This window comes from bacterium (assembly GCA_023145965.1).
GTDB lineage: Bacteria > UBP14 > UBA6098 > UBA6098 > UBA6098 > UBA6098.
This window is the reverse complement of the sequence record JAGLDC010000011.1, coordinates 13,819-34,202: the sequence shown is the minus strand read 5'-3', so window position 1 is coordinate 34,202 and position 20,384 is coordinate 13,819. Positions and strand designations below refer to the sequence as shown.

Here is a 20,384-nt window from a genome sequence, read left to right as displayed (position 1 = left end):
TTAAAAGGAAAATATGCTCGATATGAATAAAGCCGTCTTCGGTTTCTCTGGGTCAATCCCCGATAAGAATTTTATCGATTTCATCGAAAAGGCTCAACCTTATGGTTTTATTATATTTGAACACAATTTTATAAGCTCTAAAGGCCTTAAAAAAACAATAAAAAACCTCCGAAGTATTTGCCCAAAAGCAATGTTCATGATCGATGAAGAGGGCGGTGAAAAAAGTAGATTAAGATTAGAACATGGCTTCCCGAATCCACCCAACCCGCGTGAACTGCCTTCATCGATGACACCTCTTCAGGTTCGTGAAGCCTATAGAACACTTGGAAATGCACTTGCTGATTTAGGGATAGATATCAACCTCGCTCCGGTAGTCGATGTTGCCTCTGAGGGCCACATTTTAGGAGGTCGCGCTTTATCCGATAATCCCTATATCTGTGCAGAATATGCGGTTGCGATTATCGAAGGGCTTTTTTCCGCAGGAATAAAACCCTGCGCAAAACATTTCCCTGGATTAGGTTCTGCGGATATTGATCCGCATCTTGGTGTATCTTTTGCGGGAAAAAATGAAGACTTTTGGTTAAAGCATTTTATACCGTATAAATCGGTTATCGAGGCTGCTATTCCGTATATTATGACAACACATCTAGTTGCAAAAAAGCTCGATCCATCCGGCAAAATAGCAACATATTCTTCAAAAATAATAAATATAATAAGGGAAGACTTAGGATTCACAGGTTCAATTATCAGCGACGACCTATTTATGGGCGGAGCTCAAGAATATCAATCCCTAGAAGATCGTGTTAAGAAAACCCTAGACTCGGGTCACGATATTGTTTTAATATGCAAGGAGTTTGAAGGCCAAACAGAATTGTTATAGATTCGAACTAATCCTTCCGAGAGCTTCTAGAACTTTTTTTACATCGTTGTATTCAGGAATCATTTCATCAAAATCTATCTCTGATATACCTTCGATTTCTCCCAGAAGAATCCTAGCCGCCTTTGGAAAGCTTGTTTTTAAAATATAAAGAGACGCTGATAGATCATCATCGAGAGCAGAAGAACCCAGCAATATAATATCCGGGTGTAACTGAGATTTCTTTGTTTCCAATAGGGCCATATTTAGCGAGGAGAAGCTTAATAAGGAATAATGTCCTCCATCGAGAGCCACTCGATATAATCTCCTTAAGGAAGGATTTTTATCGATAAAGAAAATGGATGGTTTTTGCTCTATTGGACAATTGACATCATGAGATAAAGCTGGAAGATAAACCCTAAAAGTAGAACCAATACCTTCAACTGAATCGACATTTATCGCCCCACCGTGGAATTCCACAATACCATATGAAATTGAAAGCCCCAATCCAGTTCCCTTGCCGGGGCCTTTAGTGCTAAAAAACGGTTCGAAAATCCTATCAATTTTATCCTCGGAGATTCCAATACCTGTGTCTGAGATTAAAATCTCAACAAAATTCTTATTTCGGGAATCCTTTAGGGTTTTAAATTTTGAAGAATCTACTTCAACAAAATTGACCTCGACCGTCAGCTCTCCACCATCGGGCATGGCATCAATAGCATTTAAACAAAGATTGAAGAAAGTCTGCTTAATCTGGACTGGATCGACAAAAACCATAGGCAGATTAGAAGCTACTCTGGTTCTGAAAAAGATATCAGGACTTCCACTTGTGCGCAAAACTCTCATGACCTCTTCGATTAATGTCGAGATATTAGTAGTCTCTCTATGCGGTGGTTCCTGTCTGGCAAATGTCATTAATTGTTTGACTAACCCTGCAGCCCGCTCAGCGGAAGTTTCAATAATTTCGAGCATCTCGTATCTCGGGTCAGAGTTATTAGTTGTCGATTTTATAAGTGAGGCGGCACCTAAAACACCTACGAGTAAATTATCGAAATCGTGGGCAATACCTGCTGCAAGGGTTCCGACGCTTTCCAGCTTTTGTGCTTGTACAAGCTCGCGTTCAAGTATTTTCTTTTCAGTGATGTCTCTTGCTATAACAAGATATGTTCCATCGCCCAAAGATATAAGACTCATCTCAGTCGGAAAAAACACTCCATTTTGTTTAACAGCATTCAATTCTATCAGTCCAGCAGAATCATTATATTCTATTCTTCGGATCTGTCGCCCAAAGGTTTTAGCATCGTCTTCTTGAAACAGTTCAAAGACAAGCATCTGTTTAAGTTCGACTTGAGTATAATTCCACATCCTAGAAACACTTTGATTAATATCGAGTATGTTTCCAAACCTATCGATTGTAATAAACCCATCATTTGCGCGTTCGATAAGGTGACTTCGTTTTTGATCCGACAGGGCTTTTTCGTGCAAACTATCGGCTAATTTAGAAACCATAGAATTAAAACTCGATGCTAAGAGGGCAATCTGGTCCATGCCCTTGCTTCTAACACGAACATTAAGATTTCCTTGAGCAGCGGTTTGAGCGGCCTTAGAAATTTCGTCGATTGGCTTAAGAGTGTTTTTTAAAAGAAAATAGAAGAAAAAAGATGCTATTAATATTGAAGCTATAAGAATAGCGAAAATAACTACAATATCTTTTTTTAGCGGGCTGGTTGCCAAATCATATTCAACTTCGACAACAAGCACTGCACCTAAAGTAGATATAAACCTACAACATCCGATTACAGTTGTCCCATTCCAATCCTTATACTTGCCAATAAATCGGCCTTCTTCAATAGCTTTTTGAATACCAAAAGAAAAATTTCCTGTTTTTTCTTCAACCTTATCTGAACCTATTGTAAAAGCATTCCACCTATTCACAAGGTAGGAATTGATTGAGGTTTTATCTGAAAATCCGAGTCCAAGAACCGAAATAAGCTTATCGAGTTTAACTCTTCCCGCTAAAACAAGCAAAGTATCGCCACTGATTTCTATGGGAGTAGCGATGGTCATTGCCGGTCCCTGAAGAGAGGGGCTAAAATAAATATTAGAGGTGTAAGTCCCTTTTATTCCATTATGGAAATAGGCTCTCTCCTTTTTTATTTTACCAATATTCAAAGGCTCAGTGGATTGTATAATATTTCCATCTTTTGTAGATAAAATGAAAATTTCAAAGAATTCGCTATTGTCCTTAATAAAAAAGCTTATTATGTCATTCTTGGATAGAGGAATGTTCACATTGTGCTTATATAATTCGGCGATTTCTTCAATAGAATTTTCCTGTGCTTCAATCCATGAATGGATATAATGCTCTCTTAACTGAATATTTGTGCTTACCCGGTCGCGCGACATATCAACAAGATTTTTCACAGTTTTAAAATAGATATAAACACCGAAAAAAAACAGAGGAATCATGCATCCCATAATAAATATAGCTGTGAGGCGAACTCCAACGTCCTTTTTAAAACGATCTAACATATTATCAATATTGCTTGGAGTGAATTTTATTAATCAAATCGATAGCAAGATACGATTCGTCTTCCAAACCATTCTCACCCATTAAGCTGTTCCATCGCGAGATATCTACACAGCCTAGAGGTTTTTCCCCAGTGTGAATAAAAGGCACGATTTTAGCCAAAGATTGTCTCTGAAACGAAATTGAAATAGAAGAATCGAAGCATTGAATCGCTTTCAGGGTTAATTCAGGATTTTTTATAGAGTTATCCCAACCAATCATGGAAGCAGAAAGAAATGATTCTACTGCATCGCTATTATGCTCGAGTAAATCTCTGGTAGTTACTAACAAACCTTCGTAATTAATAACTCCATAGTCATAAGCATATATATTCGAAGTCTCTATACCTGCCATGTCGAATTCAACAGGTTCGTTATGAGCATAACCTGCCCATATATCTATATCGCCCGATGTGAAGGCAGCCAAATCATTCTGGCCATATACCAACTCGACTTGACTGGAATCGAGGCCGGCTGTCGAGATAATCCGATAAATCATTCTCTTCCAGTCTTTATTTTTGCAAATTATTTTCTTCTCTTTAAAATCAGTTGGACATTCAATCCCACTGTTTTCCTTAACTATAAATACAGAGGGTTCATATTGAAATATAGCGGCTAAGACCACAATTTGATCTGTTTGTTTACATGCATCAGTAAAATAATTCATGCTCATAACTGCTACATCTAGCTCTCCGGCTATAAGATGCCCAAGAACATCATAATCGTTATCGAATCTTAAAATATTAACATCAAGGTTAAAACTTTCATATATCTTGTAGTGCTCAGCATAATAATATCCCGAAAACTGGGCCCCTGAATACCAGTTTGGCATAAACGATAATACAGTTTTTTTTTGTGAAAGCTCTAGTTTGCTGGATGGCTTTATTCTTGGATCGCGCAAATGGTATTTATCATCAGCGAGTTTGGATGAAAGTAACAGTATAGCTACAAAGATAATACAAACAAAAACAATTAACAAATTCTTGTTCAACTGAACTCCCTGTAGCTTTTGAATTCAATATAATCTCATTATATTTTAATGATAAAGATCTCAAAAAGCAAGTTCTCTGGTAATATTTTTATTGCACTTGAGAATTATTCTGTTGTTTTTTAGAGAATATACTCGTTGCAGCGATAATTATCAGGATTACGCCTGCGGATATGGCTCCAACCCATCCCAAAGCTGAAAAGGCAGTAACAACAACACCAGCAATACATACACCAGCAAGAGCACAGAAAAAAGAGGGCCAAAACCTTAATCCGAAAAGAAAAGCAGCAAGGCTTCCTGTCCATGCACCCGTTATAGGAAGAGGTATAGCTACAAAAGCAATAAGACCCAATTCTTCATACTTCTTTATTTTGTTAGAGCGTTTACGCGTCCTGTTGAACAGCCATATGAAAAACTTATCGAATATCTTCATACGCCTTAAAAACCTTGATACAGGACCCAACAAAAGAAGGATAAAGGGAATTGGTATCATGTTGCCTAATACACATAAAATATAGCTATGGGGTATAGACATTCCGAAGAGGTGCATTGCCACAGGAATGGCTCCCCTGAGCTCGACTATCGGCAGCATCGCTATAATGAGAACTACAAGATCGGAGGGTATGCCTTTTTTGTGCAGCCACGAAGCAATCTTATCTCCGTGGGACAAAGCTTCCTCATCTCTGGGAACCGTTTCAGAAGCGACCAGCGAGCTCACGAATAATATTATCAGCACAAATAATGCTATTTTGGCCCTTTTCCCTGCCATAGATTTCATTTGGGAATTCTCCTGAAGGGATATGACAACATAAGACCAATAAAGCTTAGGGTTTCAGAAAATCCATTGATGTTACTTGGTTGCTCATTATAAATTGTCGGTATAGTAACATAAGAGAATTTTGCACCAAGACTCGATGCTTCAAGTAATAATTCGGTTTCGGTTTGATAGCGGTCTATCCTAAGATGAACATTGCGCAAAATGGATGTGCTTATCAGTCTGAAACCACACTGCGAATCGCGCATCTTTTCGCCTGTCCATAAACGGACAAAAAAACTCGTTGCACTGTTTGAAAATTTCCTAATAAAGGGCATACCTCTTACATCGGTCATTCGGTCGCCAAGGACAAGATCCGCAGAAGATTTCTTCATCTTATCAATGAAATTAGCGCATAACTCCGGTGGATGTTGTAAATCGGAATCTATAGTCAGAGCTGCATCATAGCCTTTTTCAATAGCCAATTTAAAGCCGGTTTTAAGAGCCGCGCCTTTTCCCATATTGCGCTCAAATCTTATTACTTGAATTCTGTTCCGCTTCGCTATTTCTAGAGTATGATCTGTGCTTCCATCGTCAATGAGAAGAATGTCCTCGGTATCGAAAGTCTGTAAAAGAACTTCAATAAGGCTATCTATCGTCTTCTCTGCATTGAAAGCCGGGGTTATTGCGAGAACTTTCACTTCTTTATCACGCTAAACAATCCAATCATTTACCAAAAAAAAAGCCCTCGCGAGAGGGTATTAAATGGTCGGGGCGACTGGATTTGAACCAGCGGCACCTTGGCCCCCAGCCAAGTGCGCTACCAGACTGCGCTACGCCCCGAACCAAAACGTCAACATAAATTTGACGATTTCCAAATATAAGCGCAAAGAGTGTTGTTGCAAGCATTATTTTTTCCCGAATAAAAAAAGCCCCAAACTCGAAAAGTTAGGGGCTTTTTAAACTAAAGCTATTTGAGAATCACAAATTCTATACGCCTATTGAGACTCCTTCCTTCATCATTCTCATTAGAAGCAATCGGTTCGAGCTCTCCCCTTCCCATAGAGATAATCCTGGCAGCATCTATATCCCCGCTCTTGACAAGATATACTTTAACTGAATCGGCGCGTTTTTGAGAGAGCTTTTGGTTATAACTGTCAGAACCGACAGAATCTGTGTGGCCTTCGATACGAACTCGGACCCCCGGATTATCTGTCATTATTTTTATAGCCTTATCGAGCGCCGGTTTACTTTCCGGCTTGATTGAAGCCCTATTGAAATCGAAAAATATTCCTTTGAGGGTAATTTTCTCCCCGGCTTTTACAAGCTCAAAATCACGTATTATGCTTTTATCCGCTTCAGCTATAATCGGAAAAACCTGCGGAATAAAACCTTCGTATCTAGCCTCTATCTCGTATGTTCCCGGCATTATCGAGATATTATATATTCCGTTTTTGTTGGCCTTGATCGAGGGAATATCCGAGTCCGTGAAAGAAATTTCTGCGGTCAGTGATAAACCATCCTTAATATTTATTACTTTTCCTGTAATAATCGACATTGGTATCGGCCGAAGTTCTATCTTTTGAACAGTTGTTTCGCCGATTTTTATCACAGCTGTTTGCGTGGCTGTTTGATAACCGTCTTTTGAGGCCATAACAGTCCAACTACCACTGGGTAAAGTCATTTTATAACTCCCGGTAATATTCTCGCTCATAATAGGTGCAAAACCGGGTGTTTCGACATTGATGCTTGCCGAAATTCCCTCACCGGTCCTGACATCGACAACATTGCCTGTGAGTTCGCCGTCTGTCGCGGTAATAAGCGGTCTGAGTTGAAAATCTTTAACCGTCGTTTTGTCCTTCTCTGTGATAGCCACCTCGGAAACGGGGTGATAGCCTTCGGCTTCCGCTGTCAGAGTATATGTCCCTACTTTGGCCTGTCCACGATATATACCTGTTTGCGAATCGACTTGCATCTTAATTTTCTCCTCAACTATCATCACATCAGCATCAACAATTTCGCCGCTCACAACATCGGTAACTTTGCCCGTAAGCGTTCCAAAATAACGAAGTGGCCTCAATGCCACGTCCAAAGCAATACCTATTGAATCTGTAATAATCACGGACTTAGTAAATGTTTCATAGCCATTCGCGCTATAAGTAACATTGTGCGCGCCTTTAGTTAACCAGATTGTGTAAATCCCATCTTTTTTTGTGATAAATGGGGCTTTCATGGTTGTATCATCGGATGTAACCATTGCTATTAAAGGACTACCTTTATCGACATCGATAATCGACCCTGTGAGTTTACCATAAATTGTCTGAGGGGGTTCCTGAATAAGCCTTGTCATAAAAGAAACGCCTGCAGTTAATTTCCATTCCATGTTGTCTATATGGCGAACATCTTGCACTCCTTTGTTCCCAAGCCCTATATCAACTCCAAAATCGGTGGAAAACCAATCGCTGTTGAATCGAATACCCGGAGTTATACACATTGGATTGTCTCCAAAATCGACCAATTCTCGAGTCGATTGTTCGGTTGAAAAATCACAGAAAAGGTCGAAATAACCAGCGGGGATTTCTATGCCTGCTCGGGCTATGTATTGATCGTCGTGTTGATCCTCACGCCCAGGAAAGGCACTTTCAAATATCGAGGTTATCGAATGATCTTGAATATAGCCGAAATTAAAATGCAATCTCAAAGGAAGCGGAAAACGTGCTTTATCGCTTGTGAAATCGAAAGTAAGAAGCCCGAGACCCGCAAAACTCTTATCTGTTTCGGTGAAAAGACTATCTTTAAGAATTGCACTTCCGGTAGGCCATGTCAGATAGCCGTATCCACCGATTGTAATCCACCACCATGGGGTATAGGACAGTTTGAGACCGGAATAGGTATCGCCGAAACCAAACTGTGTGGGATCATTTCCATAGATACCTTTATCTGAAACAAGCAATCCAGAAATGCCGCCCGATATTTCTAGAAAACACAACGGGGAAAATGCCGCAGAAATATAGGAATTTGAATGCCTTTGAGTGTAATCGGTGAGAGCTCCTTCGATTATTTGATTATTCAGATTCGTCTGATAATAATTACCATGGACGGAAATCGTTAAATAACCTTTTCCAAAGTTATCGGCAGAAACCGTTCGAATCAGTCCGCTGGTTCCCCAGTAAGTTGGTTGAGCTAATAAAAAGCTCGATAGAATGCACACTGATAGAATGCAAAAAAAATGCTTTTTCACATCTTCTCCTTGTTTGGTATTTGACTTCTTTTTTAATTATAAGCGATGGTGAATTTAAACACAAGTCATTTTTAACTCAATAGGTTAAGTTTTATTATTTACAATTTATCATTGAAGTTAAAAAGTTTTATAACTACAATTATGACTATGGAATTTGAAAATAAAAGATCTTCGCCGAGGATGACATTCGCAGTTGTGCTTATTATTGTTCTTGTCGCTTTTGCTGTTTATTTCAGTGGTGGATACCACGGTTTTTCCAAACCAACATATCAGACACGAACACGAGTTATGTTCGATACACTCATAAGGATAGAACTCGAGGGCGATAAAGGTCTCGATTATCCACAAATCTTCCACGCAATCTGGGAAGAACTCGAATTATGGGAAAAGGAAGTAGATGCTTATGATATGAATTCATATCTTTTTGCAGCCAATGCTTCCGATTGTGATATTATTGTCCCTTCGAGGCTGAGCAAAAGCATTCACGAGGGATTCGACGCGATAATTGCAACAGGTGGGCATTTCGATATTCGTCTGGGCGAGTTGACCGCATTATGGGACTTTTCAGGCGAAGGAAAAATCCCGAACGATAAAGAGATTTCAGCTGCAATAGAAAGAGTGCATTACCCTATTAAGCTCAGGGGAGATACTCTTATTAAAACAGACTTCTTCCCAAAACTCGACCTTGGCGGGCTAGCAAAAGGTTATGCCTTAGATATGATTTATTCATTTCTCGATACTATAGAGGGAATAGATAGGATGATCCTGGACCTCGGAGGAAATATTCGAGTCAAATCTAAAAAAAATGATAATTTCACTATCGGCATTCAAAGCCCTGTAGGGGGAAATATAATTTCCGCTAAATTTAGGCTTAAATCCGGATGGGCGTGCGCTACAACAGGCGACTATCAGAGATATTTCGTTAAGAATGGAGTGCATTACCATCACATTTTGGACCCCAAGGATGGAAAACCGGCAAGGGGATGTTCCGGTGTCACGATTATCGCAGACAAAGGCCTTACGGCGGATATCTATTCGACCGCACTATTCGTTATGGGACCAGAATACGGGATGGAATTTCTAAAAAGCAATCCTCAACTCGAGGCTATTTTTCTTGATTCCACGGGCACGGTTATTGCTGGAAATTTGAAGGTCGAAGAATAATTAGTAAAAAAAACAGTAGATTAGATTGTTTGATTTGAGAATCATGTTGCCTTTATAGATTTGTTTTTTAAATTACATACTTAATTAATCAAATATAAATTGAAATGCGCGGAGGATGGATGAAAAAAACGGCGCTGTTATTAATTTTAATTATCCCGACTTTTTTATATAGTAGTGGAAAGCAAGTCGATTTGGACCCTTTCATCAATGAAGGTCTTACTGCACTCAAAATGCACAATATCGATCTTTCTGTCCTATCATTAATTTCGGGACCCTTCAGAATGTCTTTAATCGATTCCAGTATGCATAGACCTCTCGAAATGCCCTACTTGCTCGACTCGCTTGGGATAGTTTTGTCCGATAATAATACGAGTGCTTTCAAGGTCGTAGAAGCATCGATTAGACTCACCGACAATGAAATTGAACAACCTGTGGCTAAATCAGTGTCGGAGGAATACCCATGGAAAGGGAAAAAGGAAATTCCAGTTCGATTGAGGAACGTGCTGGACATCATTTTTGCCTCCTTCGAACAGGCATCAGTTGAATTCACTGCTGCTTTCTCATCAGTTGATAGCTTTCAGATGGATTCGTTGGAAGAATGGGGTTTGAATTATTTGTCAAATGACGCGGAACATGACATCGATTCTGAGCAAGGGGAAACATCGCTTGAAGATTTCGATGAAAGCCAACTTGAAATCGAAAAACTCACCGATAGGATTTTCAATATTTCCACTAAAATTAACAGAGCCAAGATTGCGTCTGCTTATGCGATTACATTTAAAGCGGCTCTCTCAGCTGCGGAAAAATCTAAAGGCCTTACAGCAAAAAACCCCTCCGAAATAGACATACCGGATAGTATAGCATCGGGGGATGTCATTTATTGGTGTGAAACAGATAGAGGGTTGGTAGTTATAGGAGGCCCTAGAGAAACGGTCTATAGAAAACGAGCCGCTGTAATTCTCGACTTAGGGGGCAACGACTTCTATCTTTCTTCTGCAGGTGGAGCCGATCCACAAAATCCATTCGCGGTGTGCATAGATTTAGGCGGCAACGATTCTTATATATCTGATGAACCTTTCGCTTTCGGTTCCGGAGGAATGGGAATAGGGGTTCTTATCGACTATAACGGTAATGACCTTTATTTAACCGATAACATGGGCATTGCTTGTGGGTGTTATGGTGCTGGAATCCTTGTCGATAAGGCCGGCGATGATGAATACAGCGGTAAAGCCTGCACTCAAGGCTGCGGTTTTCTAGGCTGGGGCACGCTTCTTGATAAAGGGGGAAATGACAAATACTCCTCCACTATTTTTTCTCAAGGATTTGGTTATATAGGTGGTTTAGGCCTCCTTATCGATACTGGAGGGAATGACAATTACATTTCTCAAGGAACATATAGCAATAAACTTAGTTATACTGGTCATTATCTATCTCTTTCTCAAGGATTCGGCCTCGGCAATAGACCAGATTGGTCTGGTGGAATAGGCTTTCTCTTTGATCGTAGTGGCGACGATAATTATATTGCGGACATCTTTTCTCAAGGCTCGAGTTATTGGTTAGCACTCGGTGGCCTATGGGATGGTGGCGGCAACGATTCTTATATTGGTTTCCAATACTCACAGGGAACAGCTACACATCTAAGTGCGGCGATCTTATTGGATAAAACAGGCGACGATTCCTATTGCTCGCATGGAGTTTCTCAGGGTTCAGGACACGACCTGGCAGTAGGATATTTCCTCGATCTGGATGGCAACGATAATTACATCGTCCACGATCTTTCTCAGGGAACCGGAAATGCAAATGGAGTTGGAGTGTTTATCGACTTTGCGGGAAACGACAATTATACTGCCAGAAATGAATACAATGTGCAAGGGTATGGAAATTGGAACAGAGACTTTGGTTCGATTGGGCTTATGCTGGATTGTGCTGGAGATGATAATTTTAGTGGGAAAGGCAATAATTCTAGCTGGTGGGGCACCGGGAAATACGGAATTGGGATAGATTTCCCTGCGAATTTGGAGGAGAAAAAACAGTGATCGAAGCCGCTGGCGCTTTTGCAGGACAACATATATTTATCACCGGGGCTACCGGTGGCATAGGATCGATAATTGCTGCAAGATTGGCTCGAGAAGCCTGCAAAATCACGGCTATCGGTTATAACGAACAAAGATTGAGCGATTTGAAAGAATATGTCGAATCCATCGGAGGACAGTGTGCTGTGATCAAAGCCGATCTATCCAACCAAACTGAGGGAGACAGCTTTATTGAAGAGGCGATGGATAAATTTGGAAAGATCGATACGGCTTTTTTATTAGCTGGTTCATTTACATTTTATCCTGTTTGTGAACTAGAATCGAGAATTATAAACCAAGATGTTACTCTCAATTTGATTTCGCCAATTATACTCGCAAGTTCTTTATTCAAAGAAATGGCACCCAGAGGCGAAGGGAGAATAACTATAGTATCGAGCCTTGCTGGCATTGTGCCTTTGCCGTATCTCTCAGTATATAATTCTGCCAAATCTGGACTTGTTATGTTCTGCCGTTCAGCTGCTCCAGAGTTCTCTGAAAAAGGTATCTCCTTAACTTGTATTGTTCCCGGTGCAGTTGACACTCATTTTATTTCGAAATACAGACCTTCATTTGAGGCAGCAGGTTGGCATATTGATTCAGCTCAAAATGTAGCGGAAGAAATTTTACGAGCTACGGCTCTGGGCAAAAAACTCGTTTTCACGGGAGGGTTCGAGCGAATTGGAGCAAAGATATCTCCCTTATTCCCTGAGTTTACAGAGAGAATAATGGGATATGCTAAAAATAAGTTTAACTCGATCATAGCAAATTCAGAATAAGATGAAAAATCATATTATTACATTTTTTATACTCCTAACCGCTATTTCGTCAATTATTGCGAAACCTAGTGAAAATAAACTCAAGCATAGTTTCATGGTTTTGATATCTCAAAAACAAAGTGAACCCGAAAAGGTAGAAGAGGCATTATCTAAACTTATCGATGGTGGAGAAACAACTGTTAGGTTTATGATATGCTATTTCGATAGAGAGTATCCCCCTATTCGAGATGCTATTGAGCAAGTAATCATCATTATTGGAAAAGAGGCACTCGAACCGCTTACCGAAGTTCTCGCTCATCCTAACGAGACTGAATCTTCATTCGCAGCTTACTTACTTGGTGAAATCGGCTCCAAATCTTCCGGCGTCCCTCTGATCTTAGCGGCTCAATCTCAAAGCAGTAAACTAAGGTATTCTGCGCTAGGAGCCCTAGGGAACTGTGCTGATATTAATGCACTGCCCGTTTTAATAGATGCATTAGATGATGATCTGCCTTCAATTAGAAGGCAGGCTGCTATCAGTCTTGGTGAAATCGGCTCAAATCGTGCTGTTGAATCTCTTATTCCCCTTTTTAGTGATTCAAATGTTTTCGTCAGATATTCGGCTTCTTATGCCATTGCTAATATCGGAGATAATTCCGTTATAGATATTTTAATGAGGAGATTTGAAAGCGATTCGATAGATATTATCGAAAAATCCCATATTATTGAAACAATCGGTATGTTCGCATCCGAAGAGTCACTTCCACTTCTATTTGATTTGTTGGAAGATCCTTCCTATTTAAACAGAGGCTTCGCCTGTCAAGCTTTAGGGTATTATCGTGGAAATTATAAGGTAGCAAACGCACTTAAGCAAAGCCAAACGGATGCCTCCGGTTTTGTCCGAATGATGGCTGGGAAATCGCTTGCCAACATTGGAAATCGTTAGGACACCATTTGAGGCCATTATATTCCATACTAGCTGGAGTTTTTTTTCTTTCTTGCACGATAATAATAGCTGATGATTCCCCGACTGAAGAATCAGTTGGAAAAATCGAGGTTTCTTTTTCCGATCCAAAAGATGGTCGCATATGGAGACATCCATCCGCAGATAAGAATGATTTTACACTTGTTCTCTCTGGTGGAGGCGCTCGAGGGCTATCCCAAATTGGTGTTTTAGAAGTTTTCGAGGAGCACGATTTGCATCCGAGTGCTATTGTTGGTGTAAGTATGGGAGCGATAATCGGTGGTCTATATTCGGCAGGTTATAACACATCACAGCTAAACCAAATTGTTCATCAGATCGAATGGGGCGATTTGATCTACGATTCTCCTAAACGAACAAAGCTTTTCCAGACTCAGAGAATGGCAACTGAACGCTTTCTAGTTCATCTTAGGTTTTTGAATTTTAGACCATATATTCCAGAGGGCATCAGCGCTGCAAATAGAATATCAAGTTTACTTGTGCTATATTGTGCCGCCCCTAATTTCGCTGCCAATGGCGATTTTGACAGGCTACAAATTCCCTTTAGGGCTGTAACAACCGATCTTCGTTCTGGAAAACCATTAATTTTTTCAGAAGGAGATCTTGCTGTCGCATTGCGCGCAAGCTCGGCTATACCTTTATTTCTTTCCCCTCTCGAGATAGATTCGATTCTTCTGGCCGATGGCGGGTTATTATATCCCATACCTGTAGAAATTGCCAAAGTTTTAAGTAGCGCAAAAATCATCGCTGTAGACGCAACGGCAGATTTAAACTATTCAAGGGCTTTAGATAATGCGCTCTATATTTTAGACCAAACCACCAATATCATGGCTGAGGATAAAAAAAAGTATGAGAGAAAACTCGCCGATATACTTATTGAACCCGATCTCGGTTCACAAGGTAGTTATGATTTCGACAATATCGATTCAATAATTGAAATTGGTAAAAAGGCTGCTGAAACTAAATTGGAAGATATAAAAGAAATCCTCGAATACAAAGATAATAATATCACAATATATACAATCTCTTCAATTGATAATGGTGATTTGATTGGTTTAATTTCAGGCAATAAAATATCGATCTCTACACTAAAGAACAAACTAAACGAGTTATACTCTCAGGGTATTTATAAGGATGTTGCAATAGATTACGCAGTTAGTCATGACACTATGAATTTGCAGGTTCATGTGGAACTAAATCCGCCATTACACGGTATAAAAATGGTCGGAGTAGAATCATTCGATGTTGATACTTTTATTTCAAAATTTGTAATAGATACAACGCAACCGGCTAATCATCGGGAAATCGATTCTCTTCTTTCCTCGATAGAGGATTTTTATAAATCGAAGGGATTCGACCTCTCCCATATTTATTTCGCAGCTGTAGATGCTGGAACCCTCGGCATAATTTTTGAAGAAGGTCTAATCGAAGATATCAGAATTGAAGGGAATAACCGAACAAAAGATTGGGTGATTAGAAGTTTTTCAGACCTTGAAATAGGCAAAAAATATCAAAATCGATTACTTGAAAACACGATGTCGAATATTCATGCGACCAATCTTTTCGAGTCAATTATTCCTAGACTAGAAAGGGGCGATAGCGGCGTTGTTGTTTTATTAGAGTTAGCTGAAAAACCCTTCTTAGGGATAAGATTAGGTGCGCGGTATGATATTTTAAATGGAGTTGAGGGAGCCGTCGAAATAGGAGATGATAATCTTTTTGGAATTGCATGGAGACTGAATTTTGGTATTAATGGTGGTTCGCGTCGTTGGAACATCTATTCTAAAATTGAAACTGATAGAATATGGCGTTCATTTATAGCAGGAAACACAACTGTTTTTGCCAAAGGAACGAAATACGATTTATGGCAAGCCGATACGATTTCTGAGACCTACGATATATATTTATATGGCATTAAACTATCTCTGGGACAGCAAATTAAAAGATTTGGGACGCTTTTTTTGGAGATTGGATCTGAATATGTAGTATTTGGACCGGAAAAAAGCAACCATAAAGAGTATCCACTTAATAGATTTGCTATTCGCTCAATTGTGGACACCTTCGACGACAGGCAATTCCCCAGACATGGCAAATACCACGAGAGTTATTTCATGATCAGCAAGGACATCCTCGGCGGTGAATACTCCTTTTCTAAATCATACGCCAGTTTTCAGAGCTATTGGACATGGACGGAAGCGCTTACATTTCACCCCTATGTCATGGGCGGCTATATGTCGGGAGGACCTCCATTTTTCGAGCAGTTTGAACTGGGACAAGACGTAGCTTTTTGGGGCTTACGTGGCGATGAACGAAGAGGTAACTCGTTTTTCAAAATGGGATTCAATTTTAGAGTTAACCCGATGGACCCAGTTTATATTTTTTCAGGAGTGACCTCTGGCCGAACATGGCAAAAAGATGATAAATTAGAATTAAAAGAAACTATTTGGGGTTGGGGTGCTGGTTGGGGAATAGCGACTCCACTTGGCCCTTTACAGCTTTCATGGGGAACCAATACAGAAAAGCTCCAACAGATTAACTTCTCATTTGGATATAATTACGATTAGCGAAAAAGCATTATTATTTGCTAATTACTATGCTGAATTATAAAATCCCACGCATGTAATCCTTTCTTACTTTTATTCTTGATAATCTGTGATATGAGGCTATAATTATCTTACCGGGGTGGTATTAAAACCTGAGATTATACCCGTGGAACCTGATCCGGGTAATACCGGCGTAGGAAGTAGCAGGTTCCGTTAGGAACTTTTTTTTATTGGAGGTCGATTATGAAAATAAACTGGATAAAGCATGTTGAAGCAAATTTGGAGGCCGTTCGCCAAAAAAAGCCCCTCGTTCATAATATTACAAATTTTGTTGTAATGAATTCTTCCGCTAATATACTCCTAGCCATTGGCGCACAACCGGTTATGGCACATGCGATAAACGAGGTCGAAGACATGGTCTCGATAGCAAATAGCTTGGTTCTCAATATTGGTACACTCAGTAACGAATTGGTCGAGGCTATGATTCTTGCGGGCAAAAAAGCCAATAAGCTCGGTGTTCCGGTGATTTTTGATCCTGTCGGTGCTGGAGCTACGCGTCTTAGAACGGAAAAATCAATGGAGATACTCCGAGAAGTAAAACTGGCAGTTATTCGTGGCAACGCCTCGGAAATAAATTCAATTGCAGGCTCGGATGGTGCCCGTGGAGTGGATTCCATCCACGATGTAGATAAAATGGTCGATTTTGCACTCGATATATCCCAGCGCTACAACTGCATAATCGGCATCTCCGGAAAGCGCGATTTAATAACAGACGGCACTCGAATTGTCCGGGTTTCAAACGGAAATCCAATAATGACAAGGGTAACTGGCATAGGCTGCGGACTCACCGCCACCGTAGGAGCTTTTATTGGAGCAAATGAAGACCCTCTCACTGCAGCAGTATCGGCCTTCGGTTATTATGCTATTGCCGGAGACCTAGCTTTTCAGGAAACTCCGTATCCGGGAAGCTTCCTTGCTAAATTCATAGATGCATTGAGTTATATCGAGAACAAAAACCTAAATAAATTGAAGATCGACGAGATATAAATTGAAAACTGATATTAAATACACCCTATATCTTGTCACAGATAGTGCAATGTGTGGAGACCAAGAGCTTATAGACATTGTCACTCAGGCCGTTCTTGGCGGAGTAACGATAGTTCAGTTAAGGGAAAAAAACCTGGATAATTCCCATTTTGTAGCTATTGCAAAAAGACTAAAGAAAAAACTCGAACAACACCGAGTGCCTTTGATAATAAACGACAACATCGACGTAGCTCTCGAAATCGGTGCCCGTGGAGTGCATATCGGTCAACAAGATATGTCGCTAATTCAAGCACGCAAAATTCTGAAGAGTGATTATATTATCGGAGTATCCGTCAGTTCGGTGGATGAGGCCATTCTCGCGGAAAAGCATGGTGCTGATTACATAGCTGTAAGTCCAATATGGGCTACTCCTACAAAACTGGATACTCCACCCCAGGTCGGTTTGGAAGGTGTCCGTAAAATCAGGGCTGTGGTAAAAATTCCAATTGTAGGAATTGGGAATATTAAATATAATAATGCAAAACAGGTCATTCAGGCAGGTTGCGATGGCGCGGCGGTTGTTTCCGCTATAATGAAAGCAGACGATCCGCTCATGGCCGCTAAGAAATTAATCGAAGTTATACACGAGGAGGAATGATGGCAGCAAAAATCGCCGCTTGTGGGCTAAATTGCAACGAATGTGAAGCATACATCGCTACAAAAAATAATAACACCGGGGAATTCGCCAAGATTGCCGAAAAATGGAATCAGGCATACAGCGGTGATATTTGTCCCGAAAATTGTATCTGCGATGGTTGCATGGAAGGCGGAAGGCTAAGCACAGCCCATGCAAACGAATGCTCGCTGCGTATTTGCGCGATAAATAAAGGCGTTCCGACCTGCGCCCATTGCCCCGATTACATGTGCGATACTATGAAACAATTTATCTCTTTTGCGCCAGAATTAGGCAAAAAATTGGCTATAATTCACGCTAATATATAGTTAGCCTTTTTATATAATCTATACTATAAGGCATACTCTATAACATATTCTACAATAATATGTTATAGAGTTTATCTAATCAATAAAACCCTTACGGTTCTATTTGAACCTATTTCTTTTATCAGATATATGCCGGAAGATGTCTTAAGCTCGGGATTCCACAGAGTATTAATTTCTGTCCTATCAATACGCTCGATCAATCTTCCTGAAAGATCGTATATTTCAGCGCTTCCACCTTCGCTCAGGCCGTTAATTGTAACAGCAGAATTAAAGGGATTTGGATACGCAACGAGTTCCTGGGTTTTTGGTCTAGTGATAGCCTCATCGACACCATATTCATTGCTTAGAAAATCCATACAGGCACGGAAAATCGAGGATTTGTTATTCGGGAAAAAACCATCATCGATGCCACCGAAGAGGATCGACGAAAGCACTGTGCGATAACGCGGTAGATCACGAAACATGACACGGCCGGTTGCCAAAATAGGCTCGGGTTCTGAATCCTGACTTGCGAGTGCAATATATGTGCTATCATCGGCAGGTGAGAATTCATCTATGTAATTATCAGCGGGTGAGTTAAGGCAATAATCTGCATCGACAGAGAGGAAAAACCATTCAGGCTCGCCGGAAAGAGTGGCAACATTGCCGGTTGGTTCAGCCGATCGACCATCCGATTCATAAATAGCGCCAAACAAGTCGTAAAATGCGCCCGAGGAGGCACTTCCTCCGGCATAATCTGGTCCTGCATCTGGGGCTATCCAGAGAAGTCTGCCATCGTCCTCGAGCCACGATGCAAGAAGATCGAGATCGCCGTCAGGGATGATCACGCGAGAGCCATCCGTTCTAACAGGTGTTATCAGGACTACATATTTATATTCATCGAGACGGTAAGCAGCAATATCCGGATTCTGTTCGGTGCGAATATAGGAATAGTCATTGTTTGTAAGCAGTTCCGCGATAACATCATCTTCGCCTAGTGTATCCCCGCCATCGATAAAGGGGTGTATTCCCGAATCGTAATCTATAAGGAGAACCTCTGGAGGTGGTGTCTCCTCGAGGACTATATGCAAAACTGTATCTGAAACAATATTAATAAAGGTTGTGTTAGTCGAATATCCCTCTGCTGATACTCTAAGATTGTAAAAGCCATCGGAGATGCTATCTATGTGAAAGTATCCTGCTGAATTAGTTGTATCGAATTTTTCCGCCAATGAAATCTCTGCACCCTCTATGGGCACGAATGGGTCACCTGTGCCGACAGTGCCTGTAACAGTATGGGCTAGACTGTCCATTATTGTCCACCAAACTATGGTGTCAGCGATAGAATTTACGGGTGTTTCTAGGTCGAATGCATTTAGGATAACCTGAACCTCTTCTCCCCATCCGAAATCCGTAAAAGGGTCGTAGCTAAGCGAAAATCCACCCGCAATAGTGTCTATAGTTGAAAGCCATGTTACGCCCATTCCATTAACAATAAGCTCTATAGTGCCTTCATCGACACCAGAACCATCATCGAAAACCTCGCAATAGATATTCGTTTCGCGCAGGTTACCGGTGCTTCCATCGGCTGGAGACCATGCAGCCACATAAGGCGGGATTGTATCCTCCCCCATCGGTATAGACCATTTTATAGCAGCTTGAAAACCTGATGGCACAGCAGTCGCGCTGGCCACTCTCATATCCACCCAATGCGATGGCGTGGAATCAGGATGATATGGGGCTATCTCGAAAACGCCTTCAAGCGGCAGGGAATCGGTGAACCATGTAACTGTGGAAAAGGGCATATTCTGAAATCTAACATCCCATATATGAGATGAAACTCGCGAATTGCGTATATCTGTGGACAATGCAGTGACAAAGGTCCCGGTAACCGGGAAAAAAACCGTAGTATCGTCTGGCGAAACAAAGGCGGGAATGTCGTTGAGTATGTCGTAACCGTTGGACGCGCCATCGGCGACACCAAAGCTACGAAGGAAAATCGCTGAATCCATCGCCTCTATGGTGAATCGCATTGTCCAGTTTTGTGCAAATACTGGGACAATGATAATTAAAGAAAGCAAGAGTATTTTTTTCATAATTTACCTCTGGGATTTTATGTTTATTACAAATAAATGGAATTCTTCTCTTTTTAGCAAGGGATAAATGAAAAATAGAAGCTAGATTTGCCTATTGGCTTTAATTTCAACTTGTAGTGAAGCAATGCTGTGCACTCCCGTTTTTCTATTATTCTCGCCGCGCTGTCACGATTTTTGCTACGGTCGATACTGTATATTTTTTACCTAATTTTCGCCCGCAAAAATCCCCACACCTCCCGACCTTTCCCACGCGCCAGCGCCAGACATGAATCACCGACATGGTGCTTTGATCATGCTATTTAATTTAGTTTATTTTTGGAAGGCTTTAATTTTCTATCATCGGTCTAAATATTAGAAA

15 protein-coding genes, 1 tRNA gene and 1 riboswitch are annotated in these 20,384 nt (G+C 40.7%); of the genes, 9 read left to right on the top strand and 7 right to left on the bottom strand.

What is annotated here, in order from left to right:
* Positions 1-22: 22 nt before the first annotated feature.
* Positions 23-880 (top strand): glycoside hydrolase family 3 protein, encoded by an 858-nt coding sequence (locus KAH81_01525; GenBank protein MCK5832328.1) that lies wholly within the window; start codon positions 23-25, stop codon positions 878-880.
* Here KAH81_01525 and KAH81_01520 read toward each other — a convergent pair.
* From KAH81_01520 to KAH81_01495, 6 genes are all read right to left on the bottom strand, one after another.
* A complete protein-coding gene (locus tag KAH81_01520) occupies positions 875-3,388 on the bottom strand; it encodes a PAS domain S-box protein (GenBank protein ID MCK5832327.1) in 2,514 nt (837 codons plus the stop codon). The genes KAH81_01525 and KAH81_01520 overlap by 6 nt on opposite strands.
* Positions 3,389-3,392: 4 nt before the next feature.
* Positions 3,393-4,415, bottom strand: coding sequence for an ABC transporter substrate-binding protein (locus KAH81_01515; protein MCK5832326.1), 1,023 nt, complete (start codon positions 4,413-4,415; stop codon positions 3,393-3,395).
* Positions 4,416-4,503: 88 nt separating this feature from the next.
* Positions 4,504-5,181: a small multi-drug export protein gene (locus tag KAH81_01510; GenBank protein MCK5832325.1), complete on the bottom strand. Its 678-nt coding sequence runs from the start codon at positions 5,179-5,181 to the stop codon at positions 4,504-4,506.
* 5 nt (positions 5,182-5,186) lie between these two features.
* Positions 5,187-5,867 (bottom strand): glycosyltransferase family 2 protein, encoded by a 681-nt coding sequence (locus tag KAH81_01505; protein MCK5832324.1) that lies wholly within the window; start codon positions 5,865-5,867, stop codon positions 5,187-5,189.
* 65 nt (positions 5,868-5,932) lie between these two features.
* A tRNA-Pro gene (locus KAH81_01500) sits at positions 5,933-6,009 on the bottom strand.
* Positions 6,010-6,136: 127 nt separating this feature from the next.
* A complete protein-coding gene (locus tag KAH81_01495; GenBank protein ID MCK5832323.1) occupies positions 6,137-8,407 on the bottom strand; it encodes an OmpA family protein in 2,271 nt (756 codons plus the stop codon).
* A gap of 147 nt (positions 8,408-8,554) precedes the next feature.
* Between KAH81_01495 and KAH81_01490 the strand changes: the two genes are divergently transcribed.
* The 8 genes from KAH81_01490 to KAH81_01455 all read left to right on the top strand — a co-directional run bounded on the left by KAH81_01490 (position 8,555) and on the right by KAH81_01455 (position 17,951).
* Positions 8,555-9,571, top strand: coding sequence for an FAD:protein FMN transferase (locus tag KAH81_01490; protein ID MCK5832322.1), 1,017 nt, complete (start codon positions 8,555-8,557; stop codon positions 9,569-9,571).
* A gap of 119 nt (positions 9,572-9,690) precedes the next feature.
* Entirely contained in the window at positions 9,691-11,607 is a 1,917-nt protein-coding gene (locus KAH81_01485; protein ID MCK5832321.1) for a hypothetical protein, read from the top strand.
* The gene (locus tag KAH81_01480; GenBank protein ID MCK5832320.1) at positions 11,604-12,419 is read left to right on the top strand and encodes an SDR family oxidoreductase; all 816 of its coding nucleotides are present in this window, start codon (positions 11,604-11,606) and stop codon (positions 12,417-12,419) included. Before KAH81_01485 ends, KAH81_01480 begins: the two co-directional genes overlap by 4 nt.
* Before the next feature lies 1 nt (position 12,420).
* Positions 12,421-13,344 carry a HEAT repeat domain-containing protein gene (locus KAH81_01475; protein ID MCK5832319.1) on the top strand — a complete coding sequence of 308 codons (924 nt, stop codon included), beginning with the start codon at positions 12,421-12,423 and terminating at the stop codon, positions 13,342-13,344.
* 8 nt (positions 13,345-13,352) lie between these two features.
* A complete protein-coding gene (locus KAH81_01470; GenBank protein MCK5832318.1) occupies positions 13,353-15,944 on the top strand; it encodes a patatin-like phospholipase family protein in 2,592 nt (863 codons plus the stop codon).
* A gap of 104 nt (positions 15,945-16,048) precedes the next feature.
* Positions 16,049-16,140, top strand: a riboswitch (TPP riboswitch).
* A 26-nt stretch (positions 16,141-16,166) separates the two neighbouring features.
* Positions 16,167-16,970 (top strand): hydroxyethylthiazole kinase, encoded by an 804-nt coding sequence (thiM, locus tag KAH81_01465; GenBank protein MCK5832317.1) that lies wholly within the window; start codon positions 16,167-16,169, stop codon positions 16,968-16,970.
* A 49-nt stretch (positions 16,971-17,019) separates the two neighbouring features.
* Positions 17,020-17,607 (top strand): thiamine phosphate synthase, encoded by a 588-nt coding sequence (thiE, locus tag KAH81_01460; protein ID MCK5832316.1) that lies wholly within the window; start codon positions 17,020-17,022, stop codon positions 17,605-17,607.
* Entirely contained in the window at positions 17,607-17,951 is a 345-nt protein-coding gene (locus tag KAH81_01455) for a DUF3795 domain-containing protein (GenBank protein MCK5832315.1), read from the top strand. Before thiE ends, KAH81_01455 begins: the two co-directional genes overlap by 1 nt.
* 71 nt (positions 17,952-18,022) lie before the next feature.
* On the opposite strand, the gene KAH81_01450 is transcribed toward KAH81_01455, so the two are convergent.
* Positions 18,023-20,026: a T9SS type A sorting domain-containing protein gene (locus KAH81_01450; GenBank protein MCK5832314.1), complete on the bottom strand. Its 2,004-nt coding sequence runs from the start codon at positions 20,024-20,026 to the stop codon at positions 18,023-18,025.
* Positions 20,027-20,384 lie beyond the last annotated feature (358 nt).

Excerpts from the sequence above, each read along its gene's own strand:
- KAH81_01525 (MCK5832328.1), top strand. The coding sequence starts at position 23 with ATGAATAAAGCCGTCTTCGGTTTCTCTGGGTCAATCCCCGATAAGAAT.
- KAH81_01475 (MCK5832319.1), top strand. The coding sequence starts at position 12,421 with ATGAAAAATCATATTATTACATTTTTTATACTCCTAACCGCTATTTCG.
- KAH81_01490 (MCK5832322.1), top strand. The coding sequence starts at position 8,555 with ATGGAATTTGAAAATAAAAGATCTTCGCCGAGGATGACATTCGCAGTT.
- KAH81_01450 (MCK5832314.1), bottom strand. The coding sequence starts at position 20,026 with ATGAAAAAAATACTCTTGCTTTCTTTAATTATCATTGTCCCAGTATTT.
- thiE (MCK5832316.1), top strand. The coding sequence starts at position 17,020 with ATGTGTGGAGACCAAGAGCTTATAGACATTGTCACTCAGGCCGTTCTT.
- KAH81_01510 (MCK5832325.1), bottom strand. The coding sequence starts at position 5,181 with ATGGCAGGGAAAAGGGCCAAAATAGCATTATTTGTGCTGATAATATTA.
- KAH81_01520 (MCK5832327.1), bottom strand. The coding sequence starts at position 3,388 with ATGTTAGATCGTTTTAAAAAGGACGTTGGAGTTCGCCTCACAGCTATA.
- thiM (MCK5832317.1), top strand. The coding sequence starts at position 16,167 with ATGAAAATAAACTGGATAAAGCATGTTGAAGCAAATTTGGAGGCCGTT.
- KAH81_01485 (MCK5832321.1), top strand. The coding sequence starts at position 9,691 with ATGAAAAAAACGGCGCTGTTATTAATTTTAATTATCCCGACTTTTTTA.
- KAH81_01455 (MCK5832315.1), top strand. The coding sequence starts at position 17,607 with ATGGCAGCAAAAATCGCCGCTTGTGGGCTAAATTGCAACGAATGTGAA.